Source organism: Stenotrophomonas sp. 22DLJC03 (assembly GCF_056861405.1).
The window spans coordinates 564,112-588,664 of the sequence record NZ_JBSPUG010000001.1; the positions used below are offsets into that span (position 1 = coordinate 564,112).

33 protein-coding genes and 2 tRNA genes are annotated in these 24,553 nt (G+C 65.2%); 14 read left to right on the forward strand and 21 right to left on the reverse strand.

Annotated features, from left to right (window positions below; all coding sequences use genetic code 11):
- Positions 1 to 323: 323 nt before the first annotated feature.
- The 4 genes from ppk1 to AC13GA_RS02565 all read right to left on the reverse strand — a co-directional run bounded on the left by ppk1 (position 324) and on the right by AC13GA_RS02565 (position 6,306).
- A complete protein-coding gene (gene ppk1 / locus AC13GA_RS02550) occupies positions 324 to 2,411 on the reverse strand; it encodes a polyphosphate kinase 1 (RefSeq protein ID WP_447780887.1) in 2,088 nt (695 codons plus the stop codon).
- Between the two features lie 4 nt (positions 2,412 to 2,415).
- Positions 2,416 to 3,747 (reverse strand): phosphate regulon sensor histidine kinase PhoR, encoded by a 1,332-nt coding sequence (gene phoR / locus AC13GA_RS02555; protein WP_046986954.1) that lies wholly within the window; start codon positions 3,745 to 3,747, stop codon positions 2,416 to 2,418.
- Positions 3,748 to 3,853: 106 nt separating this feature from the next.
- The gene (gene phoB / locus AC13GA_RS02560; protein WP_004146035.1) at positions 3,854 to 4,543 is read right to left on the reverse strand and encodes a phosphate regulon transcriptional regulator PhoB; all 690 of its coding nucleotides are present in this window, start codon (positions 4,541 to 4,543) and stop codon (positions 3,854 to 3,856) included.
- 116 nt (positions 4,544 to 4,659) lie between these two features.
- A complete protein-coding gene (locus AC13GA_RS02565; RefSeq protein ID WP_482997452.1) occupies positions 4,660 to 6,306 on the reverse strand; it encodes a M48 family metalloprotease in 1,647 nt (548 codons plus the stop codon).
- 142 nt (positions 6,307 to 6,448) lie between these two features.
- On the opposite strand from AC13GA_RS02565, the gene grxC reads away from it, so the two are divergent.
- From grxC to AC13GA_RS02600, 7 genes are all read left to right on the forward strand, one after another.
- On the forward strand, positions 6,449 to 6,739 hold the full coding sequence (grxC, locus tag AC13GA_RS02570; protein WP_004146039.1) for a glutaredoxin 3: 291 nt from the start codon (positions 6,449 to 6,451) through the stop codon (positions 6,737 to 6,739).
- The gene (locus tag AC13GA_RS02575) at positions 6,736 to 7,128 is read left to right on the forward strand and encodes a carboxymuconolactone decarboxylase family protein (RefSeq protein ID WP_046986956.1); all 393 of its coding nucleotides are present in this window, start codon (positions 6,736 to 6,738) and stop codon (positions 7,126 to 7,128) included. Before grxC ends, AC13GA_RS02575 begins: the two co-directional genes overlap by 4 nt.
- A 357-nt stretch (positions 7,129 to 7,485) precedes the next feature.
- Positions 7,486 to 8,490, forward strand: a complete 1,005-nt coding sequence (locus tag AC13GA_RS02580; RefSeq protein WP_136639746.1) for an isocitrate dehydrogenase — start codon at positions 7,486 to 7,488, stop codon at positions 8,488 to 8,490.
- Between the two features lie 141 nt (positions 8,491 to 8,631).
- On the forward strand, positions 8,632 to 9,033 hold the full coding sequence (locus tag AC13GA_RS02585) for a hypothetical protein (RefSeq protein WP_482997453.1): 402 nt from the start codon (positions 8,632 to 8,634) through the stop codon (positions 9,031 to 9,033).
- Between the two features lie 220 nt (positions 9,034 to 9,253).
- Positions 9,254 to 9,997, forward strand: coding sequence for a cysteine hydrolase family protein (locus AC13GA_RS02590; protein ID WP_253079174.1), 744 nt, complete (start codon positions 9,254 to 9,256; stop codon positions 9,995 to 9,997).
- 53 nt (positions 9,998 to 10,050) lie between these two features.
- Positions 10,051 to 10,959: a LysR family transcriptional regulator gene (locus AC13GA_RS02595; RefSeq protein ID WP_046986960.1), complete on the forward strand. Its 909-nt coding sequence runs from the start codon at positions 10,051 to 10,053 to the stop codon at positions 10,957 to 10,959.
- Between the two features lie 25 nt (positions 10,960 to 10,984).
- On the forward strand, positions 10,985 to 11,734 hold the full coding sequence (locus tag AC13GA_RS02600; protein ID WP_482997454.1) for a sulfite exporter TauE/SafE family protein: 750 nt from the start codon (positions 10,985 to 10,987) through the stop codon (positions 11,732 to 11,734).
- A 60-nt stretch (positions 11,735 to 11,794) separates the two neighbouring features.
- Here the strand turns inward: AC13GA_RS02600 and AC13GA_RS02605 are convergent, their stop codons facing one another.
- On the reverse strand, positions 11,795 to 12,553 hold the full coding sequence (locus AC13GA_RS02605; protein ID WP_482997455.1) for a Bax inhibitor-1/YccA family protein: 759 nt from the start codon (positions 12,551 to 12,553) through the stop codon (positions 11,795 to 11,797).
- A 180-nt stretch (positions 12,554 to 12,733) separates the two neighbouring features.
- Between AC13GA_RS02605 and AC13GA_RS02610 the strand changes: the two genes are divergently transcribed.
- From AC13GA_RS02610 to AC13GA_RS02620, 3 genes are all read left to right on the forward strand, one after another.
- Positions 12,734 to 12,810, forward strand: a tRNA-Pro gene (locus AC13GA_RS02610).
- Between the two features lie 38 nt (positions 12,811 to 12,848).
- A tRNA-Arg gene (locus AC13GA_RS02615) sits at positions 12,849 to 12,925 on the forward strand.
- Positions 12,926 to 13,083: 158 nt separating this feature from the next.
- Positions 13,084 to 13,635 (forward strand): hypothetical protein, encoded by a 552-nt coding sequence (locus AC13GA_RS02620; protein WP_482997456.1) that lies wholly within the window; start codon positions 13,084 to 13,086, stop codon positions 13,633 to 13,635.
- Here AC13GA_RS02620 and AC13GA_RS02625 read toward each other — a convergent pair.
- The 5 genes from AC13GA_RS02625 to AC13GA_RS02645 are packed head-to-tail and all read right to left on the reverse strand — an operon-like array spanning position 13,632 to position 17,526.
- Positions 13,632 to 14,819: a site-specific integrase gene (locus tag AC13GA_RS02625; protein ID WP_482997457.1), complete on the reverse strand. Its 1,188-nt coding sequence runs from the start codon at positions 14,817 to 14,819 to the stop codon at positions 13,632 to 13,634. The two genes, AC13GA_RS02620 and AC13GA_RS02625, sit on opposite strands and share 4 nt — an antisense overlap.
- Before the next feature lie 18 nt (positions 14,820 to 14,837).
- A complete protein-coding gene (locus tag AC13GA_RS02630) occupies positions 14,838 to 15,059 on the reverse strand; it encodes a hypothetical protein (RefSeq protein WP_482997458.1) in 222 nt (73 codons plus the stop codon).
- Entirely contained in the window at positions 15,056 to 15,733 is a 678-nt protein-coding gene (locus tag AC13GA_RS02635) for a hypothetical protein (protein WP_482997459.1), read from the reverse strand. Before AC13GA_RS02635 ends, AC13GA_RS02630 begins: the two co-directional genes overlap by 4 nt.
- On the reverse strand, positions 15,726 to 15,959 hold the full coding sequence (locus AC13GA_RS02640) for a hypothetical protein (protein ID WP_482997460.1): 234 nt from the start codon (positions 15,957 to 15,959) through the stop codon (positions 15,726 to 15,728). Before AC13GA_RS02640 ends, AC13GA_RS02635 begins: the two co-directional genes overlap by 8 nt.
- Complete coding sequence (locus AC13GA_RS02645) at positions 15,952 to 17,526, reverse strand: hypothetical protein (RefSeq protein WP_482997461.1); 1,575 nt, start codon at positions 17,524 to 17,526, stop codon at positions 15,952 to 15,954. Before AC13GA_RS02645 ends, AC13GA_RS02640 begins: the two co-directional genes overlap by 8 nt.
- 74 nt (positions 17,527 to 17,600) lie before the next feature.
- On the opposite strand from AC13GA_RS02645, the gene AC13GA_RS02650 reads away from it, so the two are divergent.
- On the forward strand, positions 17,601 to 18,272 hold the full coding sequence (locus AC13GA_RS02650; RefSeq protein WP_482997462.1) for a hypothetical protein: 672 nt from the start codon (positions 17,601 to 17,603) through the stop codon (positions 18,270 to 18,272).
- Positions 18,273 to 18,459: 187 nt separating this feature from the next.
- Here the strand turns inward: AC13GA_RS02650 and AC13GA_RS02655 are convergent, their stop codons facing one another.
- The 9 genes from AC13GA_RS02655 to AC13GA_RS02695 are packed head-to-tail and all read right to left on the reverse strand — an operon-like array spanning position 18,460 to position 21,579.
- The gene (locus AC13GA_RS02655) at positions 18,460 to 19,158 is read right to left on the reverse strand and encodes a hypothetical protein (RefSeq protein WP_482997463.1); all 699 of its coding nucleotides are present in this window, start codon (positions 19,156 to 19,158) and stop codon (positions 18,460 to 18,462) included.
- Complete coding sequence (locus AC13GA_RS02660) at positions 19,155 to 19,547, reverse strand: hypothetical protein (protein ID WP_482997464.1); 393 nt, start codon at positions 19,545 to 19,547, stop codon at positions 19,155 to 19,157. The genes AC13GA_RS02655 and AC13GA_RS02660 overlap by 4 nt, the downstream gene beginning before the upstream one ends.
- A gap of 7 nt (positions 19,548 to 19,554) precedes the next feature.
- Positions 19,555 to 20,043, reverse strand: coding sequence for a hypothetical protein (locus AC13GA_RS02665; protein WP_482997465.1), 489 nt, complete (start codon positions 20,041 to 20,043; stop codon positions 19,555 to 19,557).
- The gene (locus AC13GA_RS02670) at positions 20,040 to 20,279 is read right to left on the reverse strand and encodes a hypothetical protein (protein WP_099470251.1); all 240 of its coding nucleotides are present in this window, start codon (positions 20,277 to 20,279) and stop codon (positions 20,040 to 20,042) included. The genes AC13GA_RS02665 and AC13GA_RS02670 overlap by 4 nt, the downstream gene beginning before the upstream one ends.
- Positions 20,276 to 20,602, reverse strand: a complete 327-nt coding sequence (locus tag AC13GA_RS02675) for a hypothetical protein (protein WP_482997466.1) — start codon at positions 20,600 to 20,602, stop codon at positions 20,276 to 20,278. Before AC13GA_RS02675 ends, AC13GA_RS02670 begins: the two co-directional genes overlap by 4 nt.
- A complete protein-coding gene (locus tag AC13GA_RS02680) occupies positions 20,599 to 20,871 on the reverse strand; it encodes a hypothetical protein (protein WP_053451643.1) in 273 nt (90 codons plus the stop codon). Before AC13GA_RS02680 ends, AC13GA_RS02675 begins: the two co-directional genes overlap by 4 nt.
- 14 nt (positions 20,872 to 20,885) lie before the next feature.
- Positions 20,886 to 21,206, reverse strand: a complete 321-nt coding sequence (locus AC13GA_RS02685; RefSeq protein WP_482997467.1) for a hypothetical protein — start codon at positions 21,204 to 21,206, stop codon at positions 20,886 to 20,888.
- A 2-nt stretch (positions 21,207 to 21,208) separates the two neighbouring features.
- Positions 21,209 to 21,358, reverse strand: coding sequence for a hypothetical protein (locus AC13GA_RS02690; RefSeq protein WP_197602452.1), 150 nt, complete (start codon positions 21,356 to 21,358; stop codon positions 21,209 to 21,211).
- Positions 21,355 to 21,579, reverse strand: a complete 225-nt coding sequence (locus AC13GA_RS02695) for a hypothetical protein (RefSeq protein WP_014646649.1) — start codon at positions 21,577 to 21,579, stop codon at positions 21,355 to 21,357. Before AC13GA_RS02695 ends, AC13GA_RS02690 begins: the two co-directional genes overlap by 4 nt.
- Positions 21,580 to 21,860: 281 nt before the next feature.
- Between AC13GA_RS02695 and AC13GA_RS02700 the strand changes: the two genes are divergently transcribed.
- Entirely contained in the window at positions 21,861 to 22,154 is a 294-nt protein-coding gene (locus tag AC13GA_RS02700; RefSeq protein WP_279747757.1) for a hypothetical protein, read from the forward strand.
- 316 nt (positions 22,155 to 22,470) lie between these two features.
- On the opposite strand, the gene AC13GA_RS02705 is transcribed toward AC13GA_RS02700, so the two are convergent.
- Entirely contained in the window at positions 22,471 to 23,004 is a 534-nt protein-coding gene (locus AC13GA_RS02705) for a hypothetical protein (RefSeq protein ID WP_482997468.1), read from the reverse strand.
- Positions 23,005 to 23,081: 77 nt separating this feature from the next.
- Here AC13GA_RS02705 and AC13GA_RS02710 point away from each other — a divergent pair, with 77 nt between their 5' ends.
- Positions 23,082 to 23,408 carry a helix-turn-helix domain-containing protein gene (locus tag AC13GA_RS02710; RefSeq protein WP_146110228.1) on the forward strand — a complete coding sequence of 109 codons (327 nt, stop codon included), beginning with the start codon at positions 23,082 to 23,084 and terminating at the stop codon, positions 23,406 to 23,408.
- A gap of 7 nt (positions 23,409 to 23,415) precedes the next feature.
- Here the strand turns inward: AC13GA_RS02710 and AC13GA_RS02715 are convergent, their stop codons facing one another.
- Positions 23,416 to 23,733: a hypothetical protein gene (locus AC13GA_RS02715; protein WP_053451650.1), complete on the reverse strand. Its 318-nt coding sequence runs from the start codon at positions 23,731 to 23,733 to the stop codon at positions 23,416 to 23,418.
- A 37-nt stretch (positions 23,734 to 23,770) separates the two neighbouring features.
- Here AC13GA_RS02715 and AC13GA_RS02720 point away from each other — a divergent pair, with 37 nt between their 5' ends.
- Positions 23,771 to 24,262 (forward strand): hypothetical protein, encoded by a 492-nt coding sequence (locus tag AC13GA_RS02720; RefSeq protein WP_482997469.1) that lies wholly within the window; start codon positions 23,771 to 23,773, stop codon positions 24,260 to 24,262.
- Positions 24,263 to 24,553: the final 291 nt, after the last annotated feature.

The following is a 24,553-nucleotide window of genomic DNA, read 5'->3' on the forward strand; positions in this document are numbered from 1 at the left end:
GTGGGATGGCGGGGTGGGTCCGGTTGCGGGGGGCGCTGCAAGTACGTCGATGTAAGCTCGATCGCCGCTTGCTCGTGTGCGCAGTCCTGCGCACACGGCAAGACCGGGGTTGGGCGTCCTGCCCAACCCGCCCGAGGCATGCCTCGGGCCCATGCGGCTCACGCCCCCGCAACCGGACCCACCCCGCCTTCGACAGTTCTCTGCGATCTGCCGGGACGGCGTTCTGCGCGACTGTTGGTGGGTGTCGACCTTGGTCGACACGGTAGATCCACGCCATGCGTGGATGAATCCAAACGTGCCGACCAAGGTCGGCACCTACCGGGTCAGAGCCCCTGCATCAATGCCATCTGCGCCGAATGCGGGGCTTCGTCGTGGGCCGGGGCGCGCTTGTGGTAGATACCGTCGGCGTCCAGGTCCCAGGCGTTGAGATTGTCATCGAGGTAGTTCTGCAGGACCTCGCGGTACACCCGCTTGGCCAGTCCCGGGTCGAGGATCGGGAAGCAGGTCTCGACGCGACGCAGCAGGTTGCGTTCCAGCCAGTCGGCGCTGGCGCAGTACAGCTCCGGTGCACCGTCGTTGCCGAACCAGTACACGCGGCTGTGCTCCAGGAAGCGGCCGACGATCGAGCGCACGCGGATGTTGTCCGACACGCCCGGCACGCCGGGACGCAGGGTGCAGGCTCCACGGATGATCAGGTCGATCTGCACACCGGCCTGCGAGGCGGCGTACAGCGCCCGCACCACCTGCGGTTCGTTCAGTGCGTTCATCTTGGCGATGATCCGCGCCGGGCGCCCGGCAGCCGCGATGCGCGTTTCGCGTTCGATGCGGCCGAGGATGCCGGTGTGCAGGGTGAAGGGCGACTGCAGCAGGCGCTTGAGTTTCATCTTCGAGGCCAGCCCGGACAGCTGCTGGAACAGCAGGTGCACGTCGTTGCCGATGTCCGCGTCGGCGGTGATCAGGCTGATGTCGGTGTACGCCCGGGCAGTGCCGCTGTGGTAGTTGCCGGTGCCCAGGTGCACGTAGCGGCGCAGCTTGCGGCCCTCGCGGCGCACGATCAGCAGCATCTTGGCGTGCGTCTTGTAGCCGACCACGCCATACACCACCTGCACGCCGGCTTCCTGCAGGCGATCGGCCAGACCGAGGTTGGCTTCTTCATCGAAACGGGCGCGCAGCTCGACCACCACGGTCACGTCCTTGCCGTTGCGTGCGGCCTGGATCAGTGCGTCCACGATCAGCGAATCCTTGCCGGTGCGGTACAGGGTCTGCTTGATCGCCAGCACGTTGGGGTCGATCGCCGCCTGCCGGATCAGGTCAAGCACGGCGGTGAAGGCATCGAACGGGTGGTGCAGCAGCAGGTCCTGGCGGGCCGTGGTCTCGAAGATGCCGTCGCTGTCGCGCAACGTGCGCGGGGTCATCGGCGGGTACTTCAGGTCGGGCTGTGCGATCAGGTCGTACAGCTGGATGATGCGGTTGAGGTTGACCGGGCCGTCAATGCGGTACACCGCGTTCTCGGTCAGGCCGAAATTCTGCAGCAGGGTGCGCACGATCTCGCGCGGCATGTCATGGGCGATCTCCAGCCGCACCGCCGGGCGGTAGCCACGGTCGACCAGCTCATCGCGCAGGGCCAGCGCCAGGTTCTCCACTTCTTCCTCGTCCACCACCAGCTCGGAGTTGCGCGTGACGCGGAACTGGTAGGCGCCCTGGACTTCCAGGCCAGGGAACAGCTCGTCGACGAAGGTGGACAGCACCGAGGACAGGAACACGAAGTTCTGCGGCCCGCCGAGCTTCTCCGGCAGCTGGATGATGCGCGGCAGCGAGCGCGGCGCGCGCACGATGGCGAGGTGGCCGGTGCGGCCGAACGCATCGGTACCCTTCAGCACCACCACGATGTTCAGCGACTTGTTGAGGATCTTCGGGAACGGGTGCACCGGGTCCAGGCCCAGCGGTGACAGCACCGGCATGATCTCGTTGCGGAAGTACGCGCGCAGCCAGCGCTTCTGGCGGTGCGTCCAAGAGTGACGGCCGAGCACGCCGATGCCGGCCTCCATCAATGCCGGGCGCAGTGTCTGGTTCCAGCAGCGGTATTGCTGGTCCACCAGTTCCGCGGCGCGGTCGTGGATGGCGTTGAGGATGGCCTGCGGGCTCATTCCATCCGGCGCCGGTGGCAGGCCGAATTCCTGCGCATGGCGCACCGCGGCGGCGCGGATCTCGAAGAACTCGTCGAGGTTGGTGCAGGAGATGCACATGAAGCGCAGGCGCTCCAGCAGCGGCACCTGCGGGTCCATCGCCTGGGCCAGCACGCGGAAGTTGAAATCCAGCTGAGACAGTTCGCGGTTGATGTACAGCGCCGGGTCGCGCAACGGATCGTTGTCCGGGCTCACGGGGAGGGGGAGGGATCCGAGGCTGCTCATGGCGTCATTCTTCGATGGAGGTCAGGGGGGCGGACTCGCGCGGGCGCACGTGGTCGGCATCGAAATGGCAGGAGAACACCGAGCCCTTGCCGACTTCGCTTTCAATCTCCAGCCGTGCGTGATGCAGGCCGAGGATGTGCTTGACGATGGACAGGCCCAGGCCGGTACCGCCGCTTTCGCGCGAACGGCTGCTGGAGACACGGTAGAAGCGTTCGGTCAGGCGCGGCAGGTGGCTGGCCGGGATGCCATAGCCGGAGTCGCGTACCGCCAGCACCGCGCCATCGCCTTCGCGACGGAACTCGACCGCGATGCGGCCCTCGGCCGGGGTGTAGCGCACGGCATTGGTGACCAGGTTGGAGAACGCGCTGTGCAGTTCCTTGGTCGAGCCCTGCAGGTCGACGCCGGCCAGGTCGTCGATGCTGATCTGGTGGCGGCCCTGGCTGTGCGCTTCGGCCTCGCGGCGCAGCGTCGCCAGCATCGGCTGCATCGCCACGGTCTCCTCCTCGCTGTGCTCCTGCGATTCCAGCCTCGACAGGGTCAACAGGTCTTCCACCAGCTGGGCCATGCGCTGGCTCTGCTTGCGCATTTCTTCCAGCATCGGTCCGGTTCCCGGGAAATCTTCCGGGTCCATCATGTCCAGGTAGCCGTGGACCACGGTGAGCGGCGTGCGCAGCTCATGTGAAACGTTGGCCACGAAATCGCGGCGCACCTGTTCCAGGCGCAGCAGCTTGCTGACGTCGCGGGCGATCAGCAGCCAGTAATCCGACGAATAGGGAATCAGGCGCAGGTTGAGGCGGATTGCCGGATCGACCGGCGAGGGAACATCCAGGATCGGCTCGGCATTGCGGCCGCCGGCCAGCCAGTGCGCCAGCGGCATCGGCTGCAGGCGCTCAACCAGCGCCTCACCCAGGTCGCCGGGATGGTGCAGACCGAGCAGGGCGGTGGCGGCCTCGTTGAACCACTGCACACGCTGGCTGTTGCGATCCAGCACCACCACCGCATCGGGAAGCGCGGCGGCCGCGGCGCGGTAGCTGCGCAGCATGTCCAGCAGGCGGCGCTTGCGCACGCGCATCTCCACCTGGTTGCGGTACAGCAGGCGATCCAGCTCGTTCCAGACGCCGGTGCCTTCCTCGGCGGTGTCCCAGCGCTGGCGCGCGGTCAGCCGGCGCAGCACGGTTCGCAGGCGCCAGTAGTGCCAGGTGAGGGTCGCCAGCGCGCCCAGTGCGATGCACAACCACAGGTGGCCCGTGAACCACCCCACCAGTCCGGAGAACAGCAGTACCGCGGCGACAGTGGCCAGGGTCTTCAACCAGGCAGAGCGGATGTGGCGGGGCATTGCGATCTCGTCGTTGAAGTGCGGCGGTTCACTGGGGTGAACCGAGGGTTATAGCAGAGTTGCCGGCGCCAGCACCCGCGGGTGCGCGGCGCCGGCACGACGAGACTCAGGTGGACGTGGAGAAGCGATAACCAGCGCCGCGCACGGTCTGCACCATGTTCTCGGCGTTGAACGGTTCCAGCGTCTTGCGCAGGCGGCGGATGTGCACGTCGATGGTGCGCTCTTCCACGTACACGCTGCCGCCCCATACATGGTCCAGCAGCTGGGCGCGGGTGTAGACGCGTTCCGGATGGGTCATGAAGAAGTGCAGCAGCCGGTATTCGGTCGGGCCGATCGGCACCGGCTGGTCGTTGGCGAACACGCGGTGGGCGGCGCCGTCGATGCGGATCGGGCCGACCGCGACGCTGCCGTCCTCGTCGTCCTCGCGGGCACGGCGCATGACCGCGCGGATGCGGGCCAGCAGTTCGCGCGCCGAGAATGGTTTGACCACGTAGTCGTCAACGCCGGCTTCGAGGCCACCGACGCGGTCGTTCTCTTCGCCACGGGCAGTCAGCATGATGATCGGCACTTCGCGGGTCAGGGTCTCCTTGCGCCAGCGGCGGGCAAGGTCCAGGCCGCTGGTGCCGGGCAGCATCCAGTCCAGCAGGATCAGGTCCGGAACGCGATCGGCGATCGCGGTCTGGGCCTCGCGGGCGTCGCCGGCGTGGACCGGTTCGTAATCGCCCTTGCGCAGGGCGAAGGCGACCATTTCACGGATCGCGGGCTCGTCGTCGACGATCAGGATGCGTTTCTGCACGAGGACACCGTAGGGCTCGGTTACTGGAGTGGTGCCAGTAGACTACGGTTTGATGACATGTTTGTGACCAACCGGCCGGAACCCGCGCTCAGTGCCATCGGCCGGTCATGCAGGGCTCAGCGGCGGTCCAGATCGGGGTCCTGCACGCCTTGCCGGCGCAGTTCCAGCACGGTGGGGGTGATCGCTTCGATGCGCGCGTCCACCCGGGCCCGCCCCACATAGTCCAGCGCCGGATTGCGCTTGAGCGCCTGCAGCTGCATCAGCGACTGTTCCGGCCGCCCGCTGAGGAACGCTGCCTCGGCATAGGCCTCGCTGGCCCGCACGCTGTCACCGGCCAGTTCGCTGGCGCGGGCGTAACGCTGCTGGAAGACCGGATCGTTACCACTTTGCGACAGCAGAGGCCGCAACATGGCCTGAGCGCGCTGGCCGGCCTCGCGGTTACCCTGTTCGTTCAGGATTTCGGCATAGGTCAGCGCCACCGGGCGGCTGTTGGGGTGCTCGCGCAGCAGCTGCTCGAAGCGGCTGTTGGCCTGGGCGGTCTGCCCGGCGCGCAGTTCGGCCTCACCCAGCGCCAGTGCCAGCCACAGGTTGTCCTGGCGGGTCTGCAGCAGGCCCGCCAGCGTCTGCCGGGCCTGCGTGGCGCCGCTGCGGCCGCCTCGCATCATGGCCAGGGCCTGGCCATAGCGCTGGGCATCGTTGAGGCCGTCCTTCTGGCGTTTGGCCATGTCCGCATACTCGCGCTCCAGCTCAGCGGTGGAATCCGCGCTGAGCACGCGCAGGCGCTCGCGTGCCCAATCGAAGTCGCCGCTGGCGCCACGGCTGAGCTGGCCCATCGGAATGCGCAGCACGCTGCTGGGCAGCAACGGGTTGTTTCCACGCAGCAGCGGTTCGGCCAGGCTTGGATCGGCCGGGTCCACCCGTTCCGTGCGCTCACCGCTGGGGGTACTGGTGGTCAGCAGCACCGTGTCCTTCTTCATCTGGTCGGCGCGGGCCTTGGCTTCGCTGATGCGGGTGATGTTGACCGGGTGCGTGCGCAGGAACTCGGGGACGCTGTAGCCGCCCTCGTTGCCGCGCATTGCTGCGGACATCCTCTCGAAGAAGCCGGCCATCGCATCCACGTCGTAGCCGCTGCGCGCCAGCGTGCGGATGCCGAGGCGGTCGGCCTCGGACTCGTTGGAGCGGGTGTAGTTGATCTGGCGCTGCTGCATCAGGCCCATGCCCGAGCTGATCGCGGCCATGGTCGCGTTGCCCGAGGACGAACTGTTGCTGGCCTGGGCGGCAACCACCGCCGCCAGCATCCCCAGCAGGATCGGGATCTGGTCGCGCTGGGCGCGCTCGACCCCGCGCAGTACGTGCTGCTGGGTGACGTGGGCGATTTCGTGCGACAGCACCGCCGCCACCTCGTCCTCGCGCTCGGCCGTCAGCACCAGGCCGGCATTGACGCCGATATAGCCGCCCAGGGTGGCGAAGGCATTGATCTGCCGGTCCTTCATGACGAAGAAGGTGTAGGGCTGGCGTGGCTGGTCACTGTTGGAGCCGAGCCGGGTGCCCATGGTCTGCAGCCAGTCGTTGACCAGCGGATCGTCCAGCAGGTAGCCGTAGTTGCGCAGCTCGCGCAGCATCATCGCGCCGTACTCGGCCTGGCGCGCCGGGGTCAGCAGCTCGCCGGCCGAGGAGCCGATGTCGGGCAGCTTCTCCTGGGCCTGGGCCAACGGCATGGCCAGGGCCAGGGTGACGGCGGTAGTCAGCAGCAGGGCTCGCAAGCAGAAGGTCCTCGGGCGGGGCGCACCAAGCGTGGCAGGGCAGGGGGCAACCATTCGTTAATCCACAGTGTTGCGGCCGTGGCGTGGAAATTCCAGCGCACCGGTACCATATATGGACCGTCGATCCATCGTGGAGTTTCCCGTGACAGCCCAGACCGCCGGCGGTGCCCCCGCCATCACCATCTATTCCACCGCCGTCTGCCCGTACTGCGTGGCCGCCAAGAACTTCCTGAAGAGCAAGGGACAGCAGTGGACCGAGGTCCGCATCGACCTGGACCCGGTCGAGCGCGAGAAGATGATGGCCAGGACCCGCCGTACCAGCGTGCCGCAGATCTTCGTCGGCGACGTCCACGTGGGCGGCTACGACGACATGATGGCCCTGCACCGTGAAGGCAAGCTCGAGCCGCTGCTGGCCGGGCAGGGCCAGGCATGAGCGCGGCCGACGACGGCAGCAAGGACCGCATCGCCGAGTTCACCGACTTCCGCAAGCGCATGAACGAGCGCATCCTGGGCGAACCGAACCAGGTGGTGCGGCGCTTCTTCGCGCTGGACACGCAGACCTACCAGGCCGGCGCGCTGGATGTGAAGACCAAGGAGCTGCTGGGCCTGGTGGCCTCGATGGTGCTGCGCTGCGACGACTGCATCAGCTACCACGTAGCCCAGTGCAAGGATGCCGGGGTGACCCGCGAAGAGTTCTTCGAGACCTTCTCGGTCGGCCTGGTGGTCGGCGGTTCCATCGTCATCCCGCACTTGCGCCGAGCGGTCGACTTCCTCGACCAGCTCGAAGGCGGTGCTGCCGCCCCCGAAGCGCACGAGCACTGAGCCTGGCGGGGGCCGGGAACCGGGCCCTGTGGCCCTCCCGGTAGTGCCGGCCGCTGGCCGGCATCCCGTTAACCCGACATGGCCGAGGTTGCCGGCCAGCGGCCGGCACTACCGCACCCGCGAGGGGCCTTTCCCGCGATCCAACAACCCAGGAGCCCCTTCTTGTTGGAGGGGCGCGCCGAAGGCGGGGGTAGAGGAGGAACGCGTGGGCAATTCTGCCTGAGCCGGGGAGTGGGACCATGGTCTATTTGGGACCTCGGCCCCGGCTCAGGCATAATTGCGGGTGAAACTTCCTTTGCGCCGGCGTTTCCGGGCACGTCCGGACGGCGTTTTTCCCCCTGTTCGGAACATCGATCAATGACGCAGAAAATTACGGTCATCCGCGGCGACGGCATTGGCCCGGAAATCATGGACGCCACCCTGTACGTGCTCGACCAGCTCAAGACTGGCCTGGAGTACGAAGACGCCGACGCCGGCCTGGTGGCCCTGGAAAAGCACGGCGACCTGATGCCGGCGGTGACCCTGGAATCGATCGCGCGCAACAAGGTCGCGCTGAAGAGCCCGCTGACCACCCCGGTCGGTGGTGGCTTCACCTCGATCAACGTCAGCCTGCGCCGCCACTTCGACCTGTACGCCAACGTGCGTCCGGCCCATACCTTCCCGAACACCAAGTCGCGTTTCGACAACGTCGACCTGATCACCGTTCGTGAGAACACCGAAGGCGCCTACCTGGCTGAAGGCCAGGAAGTGTCGGCCGATGGCGAGACCGCCTTCTCCGGCACCCGCATCACCCGCAAGGGCTCTGAGCGCATCGTGCGCTATGCCTTCGAGCTGGCCCGCAGTGTCGGCCGCAAGAAGGTCACCGCGGTGCACAAGGCCAACATCATCAAGTCGACCTCGGGCCTGTTCCTGAACGTCGCCCGTGAAGTCGCCGCCCAGTACCCGGACATCGAATTCCAGGAAATGATCGTCGACAACTGCTGCATGCAGCTGGTGATGCGTCCGGAACAGTTCGACGTGATCGTCACCACCAACCTGTTCGGCGACATCATCTCCGACCTGTGCGCCGGCCTGGTGGGCGGCCTGGGCCTGGCCCCGGGTGCCAACATCGGCAAGGACGCGGCAATCTTCGAGGCCGTGCACGGCACCGCGCCGGATATCGCCGGCCAGGGCAAGGCCAATCCGTGCGCGCTGCTGCTGGCAGCCGCGCAGATGCTGGACCATATCGGCCAGCCGGAAAACGCCGAGCGCCTGCGCAAGGCCATCGTGGCCACCATGGAAGCCAAGGATTCGCTGACCGGCGACCTCGGCGGCACTGGCAACACGATGGGCTTCGCCAAGGCGATCGCCAGCCGCCTGTAAGCGGTCTGGATGTGCACAGCGGGACGCGGCACGCGACTCCCGATGTGCACCGATACCGATGCATGCAATGCGCGACAGGCCCGTTGAAGCGGGCCTGTCTGCGTTTTCGCTCCTCAACTGCTACGGGCGCAGGAATCCTGCATGTCCTCTACGACCTGGTGGGTCCTCGCCGCCGTTGCGATCTATATGCTCGGTGTGGCTGTGTACTCCGTTTGTTTCTGGCCCGCCTCGCGCGCGCAACGCGCATTGTCCCGCCTGAGCCGCGAGGGAGCGCCGCTGCGCCGGCTCACGCCGAGTGAGGCGCGCTGGATGCAGGTGTTCGCTGTTCCTGCCGATTCCCCGGTGTATTCGCTGCACGGGCCGTACGTGTTGCTCACCTGGGGAAGTATGAGCGGGCCGCAGCAACTGCACACCCTGGCCGGCGTGCCGGTGAAGTTCGCGTCCGGCCAGGAGCAGGCCTTGCGTGCTGGCGACAACAACGCCGAGGTCGTAGTCGGCAGTCAGCATGCTTGGGTGCTGCGCCTGAACGGCACTGCGGTGTAGTCACGTGCTTTTGACCAGTAGCGCACCCTCGCTACGCCTTCTGGCTGGCCCGCAGCACCGGCGGAGAAGTGTTCACTAAGGTGCACAAGACCAACAGCATGACGTTCCAGGGGTTTCTTTCTGTGCAAAAAACGCACAGATCATGTGCGCTTTCCTGGCTGGTCCGTGCATGCCGCGTTCCGCATCCTGTGTCCACTTTCCAGCGCACAGGAGCGCGACGATGAACCTCAATACCTTTGGCCTGGCCAGTCTGATCGGCATGGCGACCCTGTCCCCGCTGGCCGCCGCCGAGCCGGCGCATCCCACCATCCGGCATATGGCGGGCGCACCGGTTGCGACCTCGGTGGATGCGGCCAGGACCGCCGTGCTGGTGATCGACTTCCAGAACGAGTACTTCGATGCCAGTGCCGCCTCGGGCTTTGCCGGTGGCCGCATGGTCATCCCCGATGGCGTGGCGGCGCTGCGCCAGGCGAAGCGGGTGGTCGAATTTGCCGATGCCCAAGGCATCCGCGTGATCCACGTGCAGCATGTGCTGCCGGCCGGCGCGCCGCTGTTCGCGCAGGGCAGCGTCAACGCCGCCTTCCATCGTGATCTGCAGCCGCGCCAGGGCGAGACCGTGGTGCAGAAGGACAACGTCAGCGTGTTCGCCGGTGACTCGGCGGCCGTGCTCGACCAGGTGCTGAAGGATGCCGGCATCGACACCCTGATCGTCACTGGCCTGCAGACCCATGCCTGCGTGGCCGGTGCCGCCCGCGATGCCGCAGCCGCACCGCGTGGTTACCGGGTGATCGTGTCATCCGATGCAACCGCCAGCCGCGACCTGGACCTGGCCGGTGGCCAGCGCATCGGTCATCGCGCGCTGCATGACGCCTCGCTGGCGCAGATCGAAGACACCTTCGGCGATGTCATGAGTACCGACGCGATCCTGGCGCTGCCGGTGCGCAAGGCCGGCGACCGCGCTTGATAAGCTGGTGGGGCCCGCATGCCGTGGGCCCCGACACGTGGAGCCGCCCGCCGATGGATCACTTCGCCGCCCTGCGTGCGCTGCGCGCCATCGTCGACGCAGGCAGCTTCACTGCTGCCGCCGAGCGCCTGGGTACCACCCATTCGGCGATGTCGCGGCAACTGCGGCAGCTGGAAGAACACCTGCAGGTGCGCCTGCTCGATCGCAACAGCCGCCGGCTGTCGCTGACCGAAGCCGGGCGCGATTACTACCGGGAAGCGGCAGCGCTGCTGGATCGGCTGCAGGAAGCGGACGAGCATGCGCGTGCCGGCCAGGCACAGCCCAGTGGCACGCTGCGGATCAGCGTGCCGCAGGTGGTTGCCAGCCAGGAGTTGCCGCACTGGCTGCCCTCATTCCTTCAGCGCTACCCGCAGGTGACGCTGGATCTTTCTGCCGATGACCAGCTGGTCGACGTGGTCGGCGGCGGCTTCGACCTGGCGCTGCGCATCGCGGCTTCGTTGCCGGACAGCCAGTTGGTCGCGCGCGAACTGGCCAGTTGTCCACGCATCCTGGTGGCGGCGCCTGCTTACCTGGCCCGGCACGGCCTGCCACGGCAGGCTGCGGACCTGCGGCAGCACACCCTGCTGGGCTTCAGTCCTACGCCTGCGATGTCGCCATGGCAGTTGCAGGGGCCGCGCGGTGCCAGCGCCAGCATCGAGGCCGGCCAGCGTCTGCGCGTGGATGCCACGCCGGCGCTGTATGCCGCCGCGTTGGCCGGCATGGGCATCAGCCTGTTCACTGCGCTCACCGTGCAGGAAGACCTGCGCGCCGGTCGACTGATCCGCGTGTTGCCAGCGTGGCATGCAGGCCAGCGCCGCTACTTCGCGCTCTATCCGCATGCCAGGGCACTCGCCCCCAAGGTGCGCGCGCTGGTCGAGCACCTCGCCGCGCACTACGCTGCACAGATCGGCGCAGCAGGTTAGCCGCGCGGTCATAGCGAGGGTGGTGATGGAATCGGTGTATCTGCTGGTCGCGCTCGGTGCGATCGTCGCCGGATTCGTGCAGGGGTTGTCCGGTTTCGCTTTCGGCATGGTGGCGATGTCGTTCTGGGCGTGGGGGCTGGAGCCGCGATTGGCGGCCACGCTGTCGGTGTTCGGCGCGCTGGTTGGCCAGTTGGTAGCCGTGTTCACCGTACGACGCGGCTTCAACCTGCGCCTGCTGCTGCCGTTCGTGCTCGGTGGATTGGCTGGTATTCCGCTGGGCGTGATGGTGCTGCCGCAGCTCGATATGAATTGGTTCAAGGCGCTTCTGGGTGGCTTCCTGGCGCTGTGGTGCCCGGTGATGCTGATGGCGCGCTCGTTGCCGCCGATCACCGCCGGAGGCCGTTTCGGGGACGCGATCGCCGGCATGGCCGGTGGCGTGCTCAGCGGCATCGGTGGCTTTGCCGGCCCGGTACCGACGCTGTGGAGCACGCTGCGCGGCTTCGGCAAGGACGAGCAGCGCGCGGTCATTCAGAACTTCAACCTGGCGATGCTGGCGGTGACCATGGCCACCTACGTCGGCAGTGGTCTGGTAGACCGCCAGATGCTGCCCTATTTCGCCATCGTGGCACCGGCCATGCTGGTGCCTACGTTGTTGGGCGCGCGGGTCTACATCGGCATCAGCGAGGCACGCTTCCGGCAAGTCGTGCTGGGCCTGCTGACCGTGTCAGGCATCGCGTTGCTGGCGTCGTCGCTGCCGGTGCTGCTGGCACGCTGAGGGAGGAACGAAAAAGGGCGCCAGGAGAGGCGCCCTTTGTCGTCTATGGCATGTTGCGGCTCAGCGCTGCTGGATCTTCGACAGCAGGCGCAGGAACTCCACATACAGCCAGACCAGGGTCACCATCAGGCCGAATGCGCCATACCACTCCATGTACTTCGGTGCGCGCTGGGCCACCCCGGTTTCGATGAAGTCGAAATCCAGCACCAGGTTCAACGCGGCCACGACCACCACGAACAGGCTGAAGGCGATGCCCAGCAAGCTGGAGTCGTGGATCACCGGCACGTTGATGTTGAAGAAGCCCAGTACGAACGAGGCCAGGTAGAGCAGGGCGATGCCGCCGGTTGCCGCGACCACGCCCATCTTGAAGTTTTCGGTGGCCTTGATCAGGCCGCTGCGGTAAGCGAACAGGAGCGCGAACAGGGTGCCGAAGGTCAGCAATACCGCCTGGAACACGATGCCGGGGAACTTGGCGTTGAACAGCACCGAGATCGCGCCCAGGAACAGGCCTTCGACCAGCGCGTACATCGGTGCGGTGACCGGCGACCATTCCTTCTTGAACACGGTGATCAGCGCCAGCACCAGGCCGCCGATGGCGCCGCCCATGGCATACAGCTTGGCGCCGGCCATGACCTGGCCGTAATCATCGATGGTCTGGTTCCAGGCGAAGGCGGCGGTCAGCACGGTCAACAGCAGCAGGAAGCCGGTCTTGTTGACGGTGCCGTTGAGGGTCATGGCCTGGTCGGGGCTGGTCACCACCGAGCCACTGGCAAGGTCGAGGAAGGTGGACTCGGAAAGAGCCGGGTTGCCGCTGCGCATGCGTGTTCTCCGTGCGAATGAAGGTCAGGACGGCCATCCGGCCGATGGTCGCGAGCATAGCCGATGACTGCTTTCGGCGCTGTGGCAGGCTTCGGGTCTGCACATCCCGCGTTGACAGTTCGCGATGCGCTTGGCGACAATGGCGAGCTCCCCGGGCACGGCCCGAGGGGATTGCAAGATCGGGGTATAGCGCAGTCTGGTAGCGCGCCTGCTTTGGGAGCAGGATGTCGGGGGTTCGAATCCCTCTACCCCGACCAATCCCACGCCATGTCGGATTGGACACCGTTCGGTCTGGGCGCCCGTAGCTCAACTGGATAGAGCACCGGCCTTCTAAGCCGGCGGTTACAGGTTCGATTCCTGTCGGGCGCGCCATTGAAATCAATGAGTTAGCGATTTCCCGTGTCCCTGTCCTGAAAACGCTCCTGAAAACATGACGTGTTATCGCTATGGTGGCGCAAGTTTAGTTTGTGTTCAGGGGGAAGCCAGGGATGGGTCAGAGGCCGACGATTGAGAAGATAGGTAGGGCGGCATTGCGCGCTGACAGCTACAGCCTGGGCGGTATAGTGGTCACCGCCTTCGTCCAGTTGTGGAGGCGTAGTCGGGCGGCAGGCGTTGTCTCTATTTTGCTCGTCATATCGGTGGCCGCCGGGATGGTCATTCAGGCGCTTGAAGCTGAGAAGCGCTATGCCTTAGAGGCGGAGCGAAAGCGCCTTGAGAGCGCAACCTACGCCCGGCAGCTCGACAACCTTCAAGCCGCGCAGACATCTCTGACGCAGCTGATGAACTTCGTTGAGTCGCAAAAGTCCTCCATCAAGGCTACGCAGGACGCGCTAGAAGCAAAGAAAGCGGAGTTGCAGCGCACGGATGATGAGCGTGCCAAACTGCAGAAAATCGCCGAGGCGGATCGCGAAGTCATCATGGGGGTGTTGAGTGTGCAGCAGGAGCAGCTGAAAAGTAGCGTCTGGACTGAGCGCACTTTTGGGTTCGTCGGCGGCATCGTCGCATCGGTGCTCGCGAGCATCTTGATCGCCGTGGGTAAACTCTTTTGGGTAAGATTGAGGGCCGGTAAAGACGTGACCTAGTCGGCACCGGCCTCTGCTACGACAGGGAGCGAGTGGTCGTACACATTCAGCATATCGTCGGTTACGTGGCCGCTTGCTTCCTTCTTGTTGCCTTTGGTGTCAGTTACCCCTCGATGCTTTAGGCCGTGCAGCGCAAAGCGCTCATCCGCTTTGATGATTCCGTCCATCACCGCATTGCGCATCAGACGGCCCCAAGCCGTGTGCCAGCCATGCCCGGTGAGCATTTCTCCGTCTTCGCTGACGAACAGCGGCCGCATCTTCGCCGACAGCGGTGCATTGAACTGATTGATGCCGCGTTTGGCCCAAATGGCAGTACGACGATCCTGCAGAACCTGGATCGCCACTTCAGTCTGCTCACCCTTGCGCACCAGGTTGTCACGACTGCCTTTGCGGCGGTTTGTCTGAAGGACCTCTCCCTCCACGTGGTGATCGGTCAGCGTTCGTACCTCGATACCGCGCAGGCGCGCCTGGTATGCCAACTCCATCGCCGCCCATAGGTAGACTGGTAGCGCCCCTTTCTCGCGCGCGCCGCGTTCGCCGCAGCGACGAGCGTACTGCTGGACCCTGCGAAAAACGTCGCGTTCAGGCATGCGGTGATCGCGCTTCTCCTTTACCTTCTTGATGCCGGCGGCGGGGTTGGTGGTCACATGGTCATGCTCGCGCGCCCAGCCAAAGACGCGGCGCAAGTAGCTGAGCCAGTGGTTCGCCTTGGTCGGGTAGCCGGGAATGGATGCATCACCTGGCTTGGTGCCTGGCCGGCCTTGGGCAATGATGTCGATCAGTCTGCGGATGAACCCCGGCGACAGGCGGTCCACGGTGGCATCACCCAGCTTGCTCCCGTTCTTCAGCGGAAACACCTTGATCGCCTTCGCGTAGTCACGATAGTGCTGCTGTGTGGTAGTGCCGAGCTGGGAGAACGCGAGGCTCTTCGCATGTTGGTCGATGACGTAGGCGACGGTCCCCCTTTGCGCCTCGCCACCGCGAGCTTCTGCGATCGCGTGTAGGTCCGATAGGCGCGCAGCCGGGCCGGCCACGGTCTTGCACTTCGTTCCATGCCCCTCCGGATGCGCGTCGCGCACATACCATCGCCCACGACCGGTCCCGTCCCAGTAGACGCCTTGGGGAACCTTGTCATAGTCGATGTGCGTGGGGAGGTTCGCGGGAACCTTGCGAGGGCGTGCCATGTTTCGTAGCTGTTTCCGCTAAAGCAGGTCGGTGGAATAGGTGTCGCCATTGCTGGCGGGTGCTGACAGGCCGAGCGCCTCGTTCAGCGCCGTCGTGGTTGTCCAGATTCCGCCGCAGGCGTCGTACTGAAATCGGATGTGGCGATCACGCGCCCAGCGCTCGACCGTTGCCAGTCGCGGGCGCTTCCCCGGTTGGCAGAGTTCCTGCAGGTCACGGAATTGGAGAATCTCGCCGATCAAGGCGTGGCTCCTTCGACCGCCCGGAATCGAGACGGCGACCAGTCACAGCTTTCGTCTGCGGGGATGTGGCCGAACATGGCGGTGCAGCGTAGGCAATGCACGCAGTCGCCGCAGGTCTTGCCATCGGGCAGATCCATATCGTCGCCAGTGCGGCCATACGGCATTCGCTCAGCCATGGCGGTCACTGCGCCGTCATGCTCCGGGCGTACACCGGAGCCATGCTCCAGTGCATCCGCTGCCGTGAGACGTTCGCCGGATTCGGCCAAGTGGCGGCCGACATCGACAGCTTTGGGCTGCACTTCACGTGTCCCAGCTGCGGCAGGCGCAACGACCTGCGTGTGGTCGGCCATGATCGAGGCGTGCCCCTGGTCGAGCAGTGCGAGACGAAGCCCCTCCCTAGTAGCGGTGACGGCATCCCGCGAGGCCGCTGACGGGCAGCGGATCAGAGGGCGCGTCTGCTGGCACTTCTCGCACCACGTTGGTTTGTGGACCATATCGATCTTTACCAGCCACCAGCCTGCGCGCGGGTTGTGGAATCGGTTGCTGAAGCGGCTCTTGGGTTCATGCCCGCACAGTGCAACCATGGTTTCCTGCGGCAGCAGATGAATCTTCGTGCCGCCCTTAGCCTTCACGAACCGGAGGCCGTCCGGCGTTTGTGTGACGTGCTCAGCCATTGCCCACCGCCTGGCTGTCGACCTTGGCAAGCTCGCTGTCATACTTTGCCAAGAGCCGTTGCTGCTCCTTCTTGGCGATTGCGATCACGCGGTTGATGGGCTGGATGGCCTTCCTGTCGCGGTCGGGCGAGGACGGGCCTTCGAGCAACTGCACCACGGCAGACCACACGTACAGATGTGCTTCCGCCTTCGCTGCGGCCTTAGCGTGCTTAATCGCATTAGCCACGGCTTACCTCCGCCTGGTGGTCGATCAGGTACATCTCGTGTGCAACGCGGTTGTCAGCAACCTTCGTGCGTTCGTCGCGGTACTTGGCGCAATCCAGCCAAGTGTCCATATCGGCGCGGCTGGGCCTGTATGCCTTGGTAAAGAAGGTGTAGCCACCGCAGCACTGATAGCCATGCCAGCCACCGGCATGCGGTCCAAGGCGGATGGCGAGCGCGGACGAGCCGTCGCCGTATCGAACCAGGTCGCCCTCGCGCGGCCAGTCCTCGGTGGCGGCCGGATCACCCGGTAGCGGAGTGTCGAAGTGCAAGGCGTTCTTTGCCTCCTGCTTGGCGCGTATCTTCGCCATCACCTGTGGCTGGCTGATGCGAGCCAACTCAGCATCGCCAGCACCGTGCATGTCGAGGCCCGCCACCCAGCAGTAGCCGGCCAGTGTGACCATGACGCCGCCGACTTCCTGCGCAGGCTCGCCAACCGGGCGACCGAACACGTAGTCGACCAGGGTGGGCACGCGCGCTCGGTCGTAGCCACGGGACTGCAGTAACTCCAGCACTTCTTCCAGCAGGCGGTCGCCGCGCTCGGTCATGTTGCTGTAGAGCGACGGCAGGAAGCACTGGCCCATCCATTCCGCCACATCGGCCTGGAAGGTCCGACCCAGGTCCACGGCCTGCGCGGGTGCGGCGTAGAGCGGCTTGGTGAACTGCCCATCGCGCGTGAGGCGTGCCGGCAAGTAGGCGCCGCCGTCTCCAGGCACGCGGTCCTTGTGAGCCGCCAGCTGGCCGGGACTGACCCAGATCGCCGGCTCCCCCACCGGCTGGCGGGCGGCGATTAACTCGCGCAGCGTTTCAGCACTCATGACCACCGGGCAAACAAGCGAGTCAGGGAAGTCGTACCCATCACCTTGCCAATGCCAAACCTCGCCATTGCGCAACTGCAGGGGCAGCGCGGCTCGCTCGCGGAGACCCGCCAGCACGTAATCGCTGATCCATGTGTGCCCTTCGTACACCGGCTGGCGGGCGGCGAGGTGCGCAGCGATCCGCCCGTGCAAATCCTCCATCGGTGCATCGCTGCCGATGCAGGCGCCGCAATCCAGCGATTCAAGCTGGCTGCAGACTTCCCGCAGCAGCGCATCCCCCTGACCAACCGGCTGGCGGCCGGCGAGGGAGGCTTCTGCTGCGTGCCGGATCACGGCAAACTGGGGTCGCCAATAGTCGGTCATGCGCCTGTGGTTCTCAGCCCACTCGCACTGCCGGATGATGTTCAGGAGCGCATCCTGACCACCCGTGGAGGGCTGGGCGGAGAGGGCGCGACGGTTCCAGTTGGAAACGAAGTTCTCCTTGAAGCCAAACTCAATGGGGCCGCTGTGCTGGCAGACGGTGCACGCGATACACGAGCCGCCCTCGTTTTCCCCCGACCCGATACCGAAATCGATGCGTTCAGCGGGTGCACCGCAGAACGGGCAGGGCAGTAATCCATCCCTCAACTGCACGCGGCCGCCATGCTTCACGGTCGACAAGGTGGCGGGAGCGGACCCAGCCCGGAGGATATCGTTCGAATGAATGTCAGTCATGGCAGAATCGGCTCCATCATGGGCAGGGGGAAATGGCGATGGCGATATGCCCGCTCGCAGTGGATTGGGGAAATGTGGCCGACTGGGCCGCGGTCGTTGTGGGCGTAGGCGCGGCAGTTGCCACCACTTTCGTCGCGGTGCTCGCGCACCGAACATCGAAGCGAGCGACTGAGATCGCCGAAAAGGCAACGGAGATCGCTGCTCAGCAGCACGGCGAGGCGATCAAGCTTCGCGAGGCCACGGCAGGGATACTCGGACGTTTGATGCTTGTGGAGATGACCGTTCTTCCCGGGCGACTTGCAGCGACCCTTAAAGCTCTTCACGCCGGCATCGAGTGGGAGACTGCCGCCATGGGAATCAAAAGCGGACACGCGCTGGTCACTGCTTTGGATGAGACTGCTCTGAGCTTCGTAACCGTTGCCGAGACCGTTGAAGACCGCATCCACAACTTGCCCAATGCTTTGGGTCCTGACGCTGGGACCCTGATTGGCGCAAGCCGATCGCTCAACGATCTTGCAAAGCGAATGCGAGCAAAAATTCGTGTCACCCAGGATCCCGACGATCTGGGCGGGAAATCCCATGTTCTCTATGCCGGTGCGTTCAGCGAGTTCCGCGGCTTGCGGAAGCAACTCAGCTGGATGCTGAATGCGTCGATTCAGTACGCAGGCGACTTCCAAGATTTTGTCGGCGTAGAGCGGACAGACTACAAGGACCTGCGCGCGCTTGTTGACCCGGAACCGAAATAGGATCTCGAAGCCATCCGCTGCACGCCAATCTTCGCTCACGCCGCCACCCCCAATGCCACCAGGTCGATCTTGTCCATCTTGTCGCGCAGGTAGTGGTGCAAGGTCGCTCGGTTGGCGCGATACGGAGATGGGGTGACCGCCGCCGCCAGCGTCGTCGTACGAGTACGTAAGACAAGCGTTTGTGCAGTCAGCCATGATCAGCTTTCCTGGCTTCCATCACGCCGATCGCCAGCGGCCGCACGAACCATGCACCGAGTCCGTCCTCGGTCTCGCCCAACCACGCGAGACGCCAGTCACCGCCGGGTGCCTCCGGATTCCAGTCGTGCAGCTCCTGCGCGGCGCTGTAGACGCCCGATCCGATGCCTTCCTCGGAGAACTCGCCCTCAACCACGACCAGGTCGAAGCCCTGCGCGAGGAAAAGCGGGCGCAGTGATACCTCGCGGCCGTCAGCCCACATCGGCACGTCGGGATGGCACAGGATCTCGCCGTCGGCGTTGCGCGTTGGCAGGCGACTCGGGTGGTACAGGCCGCGCCACGGGTCAGCGGGATCGACCACAGTGCGGCCCTGATTCCTGACCAGCTCCAACAGCTCGACCGCCTGCGCCAGCCGGGCGCGGGTGGTGTCGCAGAGCGGCGTGTCGCCGTCCTGCATGCTGCTGCGCAGAGTCGAGACATAGGCGGTTACGGCGGCTTCGAACACCCGCAGGTCCTGCAGGCGGGGCAGGCGCTGGTGCAGATCTCGCAACGCGGTTTGGGCCTGTGGGAGGGTGATAGCCATCGCCTGGTTCGGCAGCCACACAGCTTCGACGGCGATCGCGTTGATGGTTTCGAATGCGTCTCGCAGGACGGGGCAGTTCGTGGGGAGAATCGTGAGGTGCGCAGTCATCGGCGGGCCTGCTCGAATTGGGTGTCGGTGTTGACGAACGCGCCAGCGAGCGGCCGTGCTGTGGATGCTTGCTCGGCGCCAGCGGGTCGAAGGGGGAAGGGCGCGGCGTGGCGATAGCGGCGGTTCGGGTCCGAGGCGTACTTGCCGCCTTCGATGCGAATCACCTGGTACTCAGGGAACGCCTCATCCGGCAGCACTTGGCGTGCCTCCCCCATCAGTGCGACAAAGCGTGCCTGCCACTCCACTGGCATCGACTGCAGGGTGCGTCGCGGTACCACGTGGTAGGCCGCGCGGCTGAGGCCGAATGCGTGCCACGCCGGGCCATCGGAATAGCTGCTGCCGGGCCGGCCGGGTTCGGTAACGGTCGCTGCGTTCGAATCGCTGCTCATGGGTACCTCAGTCGATGTCATGGGCAGCCACGCGCTCTGAATAGCTGCCGTGGTTGGCCGCATGACGGCTCATCAGCGGACGGATTGGGGTGTGCCCCAGCACTTCGATGTGTCCGCCCGCTGCGAGGAAGGCGTCGAGGTCGTCGGCCAGCTGCTGGCGGTCGAGTTCCCGGTGTCGGATCGTGGTCGCCGCGTCACTGACGCCTGTAAGTGGACCGGTCGCGTAGGTCGGCTGCACCCGGGCAGGTGCCGCGCGCAGCGGGGCGATCGCATGTTGGGTGTGGCCGGACAAGCGCCAGATCCCGCGCACGCCCGAGCGGTGGCATATGGCTTGGCCGCTGCGCGCCAGCCCCTTCAGCGTGTAGCCGATGGCCTGATGGGTGCTGTTGATGCGGCCGGCGACTTTGATCTGCTCGACCGTCGCGCCTTGCGGGAACATGGCTAGGACCTGGCGCACTTCAGCGGCGCGGCCGGTCTGTTGTGGGCGGGCGCTCATGCGCGGGCCTCCGCGAGTAGTTCGCGCATGGCCCAACCGTGGTGCATCACCTTGGACGAGCTGTCGGCGACAGCGTCAGGGTTCTCGGTCAGGACCAGCGTGTTATCCAACGGATAGGTGCTGTGCCCATCCCAGTCCTCAATCACGGCCTGCAGGCCGAAGTGTTCGCGCAGCTCCTGCGCGTTTGCGTTCTTGCCGCACAGGTGCGGCCCATAGATCACAACAGAACGGCTCATGCCGGGATTCCTCGCGTGCGGCGCGTAGCGCGGTTGATGGGGGAGATCGACCGAACGCGCACGCCCTGGCGGTCGAGCCAGCGGTGCGCTGCCTGTGCGGCAAGTCGGTTGAGGTAAAACGTGACGCCGCCGAGCGAGAGCGAGTGGTGCGATACCCCCACGCTCCGGCTGGCGCTGGCGGCGACCTTCAGGAGCGACTCGCGCGGCGCGGCGGTGTAGAGACCCGCCCACAGCCAGCCTTGGCAGACCATCAGCACCAGCGACTGGCCCTGGTGGCCGGTGGAAAATTGCTGCTCTACGGGCAGGGCACTTGGCACGCTCATGCGCTCAGCGCCTGGTTGCGTGCCGTATCGACCAATGCCCGCGCCTCAACCAGGCCGCGCTCGGTCAGGGTCACGGCGCGCGGGAGGTCGCGATCATCGAAGCGAACGAGGACGCGCTCATGTAGCCAGTTGATCAGCCGGCGCGTGAATACCTTCTCGGGGTGATTGGTCGGCGCGAAGCCGAACGCAGTGCGGCGAAGGGTGAAGTTGGGCGCACCGTAGGCTGCAATCAGGGCAGCCTTTTCCTTCGGCTTAAGTGGGGCTTGCATGGGCTGTCTCCTGGTCAGGCTGCGATGAGAGTGGAAGGCGTTTCGGCCGCGAGTTCGGCCAAGACCTCGCCGCGATGGCGCGCGAGGTGGGAGATCGGGATGCATAGATGCGAAAGGCTGGGATCAGTCCAGCGCAGTTCGGCGAGCGCGGCCTTGTCCATCGGTACCGGACGGGTGGCGAGGCCACACCGATGGCATTCGATGTGCAGCAGCGGCGGACAGGGGGTGCCGAGGCGATGGCCTGTTGGGGCGCCTTCGGTCACGACGATTTGCGGTCGATGACCGGGCCAGCACAGCGGTACTGAGTCGGGGAGCGGGCGAGCGGTCTGGCGCATGATCAGCCCCTCACCGAGGTGCTGAGTGCCCAGCGCGCCTTGGCAGCGTCACGGTCGCTGTGCGCCTGGTGAATCTCAGCGATGCGCAGCGGTACGACAACCGCGGCCACCAGTGCGACAGCTGCCCAAGCGAGGCGGAGGCGCCGGTTCATGCCCGCACCTCGGCCGACATGTCACGCGAGCAGGCTTCCAAGCGGAGGCTGGCGACGCCCATGCGCCGGGAGCGGCGCAGCTGGTTGCGGTTGTGTTCGCCCTTGCTGCGAACCCACAGGGTTCGAGCGGTGCTGTGATCGCGTGCTGCCACAGCCCGCAGGGCCTTCACGGCCAAAAGCGGCAGCAGGCAGGGGCTTGGATCGGCGTAGCGATGAGACATGGCGCGCTCCTGTTCGAAGGAGGGCGCCGGCGGGTCAGTGGCCGAGGGGGCGGCTACGGCCGGTCAGGGGAGGGGCCGGCAGGGTGGCGACCCGCCGGTCGCCCGCCAGCTGCAGAGCTGGCAGGGCGGACTCTACAAAGAAACTTGCGTGATAGTCAACAAGAAAACTTGCGCAAGCCAGCGAAAGCCTCCTAATCCCTGGCTTTGGGCCGACTTCGGCCCAAGCTGAATGGCCCGACGGGTGCTAACCTCCTGGCCTTCTAAGGAGGGAGGGGAGGTGTATGGAAGTGTTTTTCAGCACGCTGGGTGCGCTTGGTGTGTGGCTCGTGGCGCTGGCCGTGCTTGCGTTGGCCGTGATGGGGCTGCTTATGCCCTTGGCCGTGTTCGGTATCAAACCTCTTTTGCGGGTGCTCATTGAGGAGCAGCGCAGGAACAACCGATTGCTCGCGAGGCAGGTGCTGCGGGATCAGGGTATTGAGCCGGCGGACGTGGCAGGAGTCGCCACGTCCAGAGATGATGGTGAGCCGCAGACGCTGCAGGACTTCATTCGCGAGCGTGACGGGCGGAAGCCGTAAGAGCAGCAATCAAGGGCGTGGCAAAACTGCGGCCATGTTCCTGATGAGCCCGGTTTGTTCGAGGGGGAAGCCCTCCATGATGGCTTCCCTGGCTTCTTCCATTTCGCAGAGCAAGGCGCGCAGCTCTGTCGTTGATAGGTCGCTAAGACGCTGTCTCAGGACCAGGTGCTGGTCGACAAGCCAAGCGAGCTGGAATGCGTCGCAGAGCATGCGAATCCGTCGAATGTATGCCAAGGCGGTAGCGTCGCTTGGTTCATTTGCGTGGCAGTGGCGCAGGCATGTTGCGTCGGGCGGCCGTGCTTGCTGCCGAACCTTGTTAGCGAGTGCCTGCGCGAGAGCTTCCAGTGCTGCCGCTTCCTTCATGATCAACCCCCTTTGAAATCTGGCGCTTCCGCAGGTGCGCGGTAAAGTCGACCACGTTGTCCGGCGTGACTGTCTTCTCCTGACGGGCGGTCAAGTAGCTGTGAGCCAAGATGACAATCGAAGCGTCGCTGGCATCCTCGGGATCGAACGGCGATCCAAGAGCGAGACAGGCCAGGCGGACAAGTTGGTACGACGCGGCAAGCGTAGGGGCGTCGAGTTGCACGGTTTGAGACTGCAGGGCTCGGGGTGTTGAGAGCGCACTCAGTGGCTCATCTTTGTTCCAGCCTAGGAACTGCTCGACCGACATGCCGAACGCCCGCGCCAGCTCCACCATGTACCTGGGGCGGCGTGTCGGGGTGTCTAGTAGCTGCTGGATGTGCTGGTACTTCACATTGGGTGCGCCCGCAGCGCGGACACGGGCTGCCAGAGCCTCTACGCCAAGCCCGTGGGCCTCCATCAGGCCCCGTGTGATTTCACCGATCAACATGCAAGCAATCTTGCACTGTTGATTCGCAAGAAAGATTGCGCTAGTTTATCGCAAGAATTCTTGTGAACGGGCACTTCATGACCCCTCTGCAACGGGCTATCGCGATCTGTGGGACCCAGAGTGAGCTGGCGCGGCGTGTGACCGGCAAGCCTGCGACTGGCTACGTCTATCACTGGCGAAAGAACGGTGTCACCGAGGAGGTGGCGATTGCCATCGAGAGGGCGGTGGCCTCGGCGATGGCCGAGAACCAGGATGCCGCGAAGCGAGCCGATGCCCTTGGGGGCAGAGTGACCGCCGACGAGCTGATACCGGACGTGCGATGGGAGCGTGATGCTGCCGGCGGCATCGTCGGCTATTTCAAGAGGGTCACCGGATCGCTGGGGGTAGCCAGTGCCAGCCCGTGACCCAGCGCTAATCGTCTCCATAGCTCGCTACGGCTGGGTGCGCGGCCACCAGCGCTACCGTCTGTTCCGAATCCGGCAGCAGATCCGCAAGAGCGGGGTGATGGTGGTCCTCCTGGCGATGATTGCCGTTCTTGCGCTGGGAGTGCAGAGGCGCCCACAGGATCGCAACAACCCCACCTGCCCCGGTGCGAACGTCAAAGGATCGAATGGCCTGAAAGCGCATGCGCTGAGGGAACGTGATGATCTCTGGCATGGCAGCAATGTTGATCGCCGCACTACCCAGCGCGGAACGATGAAATGCTCGGTACTTCAGGGGGAGCGGCATGACCTGCCTTCGCTCTGATCTTCACTGGCGGGACGCCTTGAACAATGCAGTTTCGTGCGCGCCGGGTGGAGTGCACGACGCGGCTGCCCACATCAGTAAACGCCGTGGCAAGTCCATCACCACGGAGACGTTGCGGAAGAAGCTTCGTGGGATCGAGGGTGAGTCCATCTCGATGGAGATGGCCGAGATCCTCACCGAGTACCTGCAGCGCTTCGTCGGTACCCAGGCGATGGCAACTGACTGGGTGTGCTCGTTGGCTGGGCAGTTTGGCTTGATGGTGGATTACGTGCCAGCGCCGCCCGCAGGCGGTTGGCAGGATGAACTGGCTGCAATCCAGGCAAAGCTCCTGGAGCTGCACAAGTTGACTGGTCAGCTGGCTGGCGCTGGCATCGACGCCTTGGCGGATCGGCGACTGACCGTACCCGAGGCAGATCGCATCCAAGACCTATCCCGCGAGGTACGCACGCTTTGCTTCCGTCTGGAGCGCAACGCATGCCGGGCTGCTGGTTTGCAGGGAGCTGAGGACTGACGTGGCGATTCACCACGCCCCTCGATCTAAGTATCGATGGCGTGGCCGAGCCAGCGCTTCTGCGCGGCAAGCCATGGAGCTTGCAGCACTCGCGTTGACTGATGCAGTGCCAGGTTTGGTAGGCGACGAAGCATTGGCGGAGCGCGAGCGCATCCGCCGGCGACAAGAGAAGCAAGACAACCGGCAGCACTGCCTGCCTTTGGGGAACCCAGATGTACCAAGCAAGCATTGAATCGGCCCCATCCCCCCGGGTGGCTTGTGAAAGGCCGCGTGCTGCCCACTCTATTGAAT

What these genes read in the sequence shown, in the direction of transcription:
- AC13GA_RS02670 (WP_099470251.1), bottom strand. Translation starts at nt 20,279, where the DNA reads ATGAGCCGTTCTGTTGTGATCTATGGGCCGCACCTGTGCGGCAAGAAC.
- AC13GA_RS02690 (WP_197602452.1), bottom strand. Translation starts at nt 21,358, where the DNA reads ATGAACCGGCGCCTCCGCCTCGCTTGGGCAGCTGTCGCACTGGTGGCC.
- AC13GA_RS02715 (WP_053451650.1), bottom strand. Translation starts at nt 23,733, where the DNA reads ATGCCGCTCCCCCTGAAGTACCGAGCATTTCATCGTTCCGCGCTGGGT.
- AC13GA_RS02685 (WP_482997467.1), bottom strand. Translation starts at nt 21,206, where the DNA reads ATGCGCCAGACCGCTCGCCCGCTCCCCGACTCAGTACCGCTGTGCTGG.
- AC13GA_RS02595 (WP_046986960.1), top strand. Translation starts at nt 10,051, where the DNA reads ATGGATCACTTCGCCGCCCTGCGTGCGCTGCGCGCCATCGTCGACGCA.
- AC13GA_RS02645 (WP_482997461.1), bottom strand. Translation starts at nt 17,526, where the DNA reads ATGACTGACATTCATTCGAACGATATCCTCCGGGCTGGGTCCGCTCCC.
- AC13GA_RS02705 (WP_482997468.1), bottom strand. Translation starts at nt 23,004, where the DNA reads ATGTTGATCGGTGAAATCACACGGGGCCTGATGGAGGCCCACGGGCTT.
- AC13GA_RS02625 (WP_482997457.1), bottom strand. Translation starts at nt 14,819, where the DNA reads ATGGCACGCCCTCGCAAGGTTCCCGCGAACCTCCCCACGCACATCGAC.
- AC13GA_RS02635 (WP_482997459.1), bottom strand. Translation starts at nt 15,733, where the DNA reads ATGGCTGAGCACGTCACACAAACGCCGGACGGCCTCCGGTTCGTGAAG.
- AC13GA_RS02605 (WP_482997455.1), bottom strand. Translation starts at nt 12,553, where the DNA reads ATGCGCAGCGGCAACCCGGCTCTTTCCGAGTCCACCTTCCTCGACCTT.
- AC13GA_RS02600 (WP_482997454.1), top strand. Translation starts at nt 10,985, where the DNA reads ATGGAATCGGTGTATCTGCTGGTCGCGCTCGGTGCGATCGTCGCCGGA.
- AC13GA_RS02675 (WP_482997466.1), bottom strand. Translation starts at nt 20,602, where the DNA reads ATGAGCGTGCCAAGTGCCCTGCCCGTAGAGCAGCAATTTTCCACCGGC.
- ppk1 (WP_447780887.1), bottom strand. Translation starts at nt 2,411, where the DNA reads ATGAGCAGCCTCGGATCCCTCCCCCTCCCCGTGAGCCCGGACAACGAT.
- AC13GA_RS02590 (WP_253079174.1), top strand. Translation starts at nt 9,254, where the DNA reads ATGAACCTCAATACCTTTGGCCTGGCCAGTCTGATCGGCATGGCGACC.
- AC13GA_RS02655 (WP_482997463.1), bottom strand. Translation starts at nt 19,158, where the DNA reads ATGACTGCGCACCTCACGATTCTCCCCACGAACTGCCCCGTCCTGCGA.
- AC13GA_RS02580 (WP_136639746.1), top strand. Translation starts at nt 7,486, where the DNA reads ATGACGCAGAAAATTACGGTCATCCGCGGCGACGGCATTGGCCCGGAA.
- AC13GA_RS02585 (WP_482997453.1), top strand. Translation starts at nt 8,632, where the DNA reads ATGTCCTCTACGACCTGGTGGGTCCTCGCCGCCGTTGCGATCTATATG.
- AC13GA_RS02575 (WP_046986956.1), top strand. Translation starts at nt 6,736, where the DNA reads ATGAGCGCGGCCGACGACGGCAGCAAGGACCGCATCGCCGAGTTCACC.
- AC13GA_RS02710 (WP_146110228.1), top strand. Translation starts at nt 23,082, where the DNA reads ATGACCCCTCTGCAACGGGCTATCGCGATCTGTGGGACCCAGAGTGAG.
- AC13GA_RS02695 (WP_014646649.1), bottom strand. Translation starts at nt 21,579, where the DNA reads ATGTCTCATCGCTACGCCGATCCAAGCCCCTGCCTGCTGCCGCTTTTG.
- AC13GA_RS02700 (WP_279747757.1), top strand. Translation starts at nt 21,861, where the DNA reads ATGGAAGTGTTTTTCAGCACGCTGGGTGCGCTTGGTGTGTGGCTCGTG.
- phoR (WP_046986954.1), bottom strand. Translation starts at nt 3,747, where the DNA reads ATGCCCCGCCACATCCGCTCTGCCTGGTTGAAGACCCTGGCCACTGTC.
- AC13GA_RS02665 (WP_482997465.1), bottom strand. Translation starts at nt 20,043, where the DNA reads ATGAGCGCCCGCCCACAACAGACCGGCCGCGCCGCTGAAGTGCGCCAG.
- AC13GA_RS02660 (WP_482997464.1), bottom strand. Translation starts at nt 19,547, where the DNA reads ATGAGCAGCGATTCGAACGCAGCGACCGTTACCGAACCCGGCCGGCCC.
- AC13GA_RS02680 (WP_053451643.1), bottom strand. Translation starts at nt 20,871, where the DNA reads ATGCAAGCCCCACTTAAGCCGAAGGAAAAGGCTGCCCTGATTGCAGCC.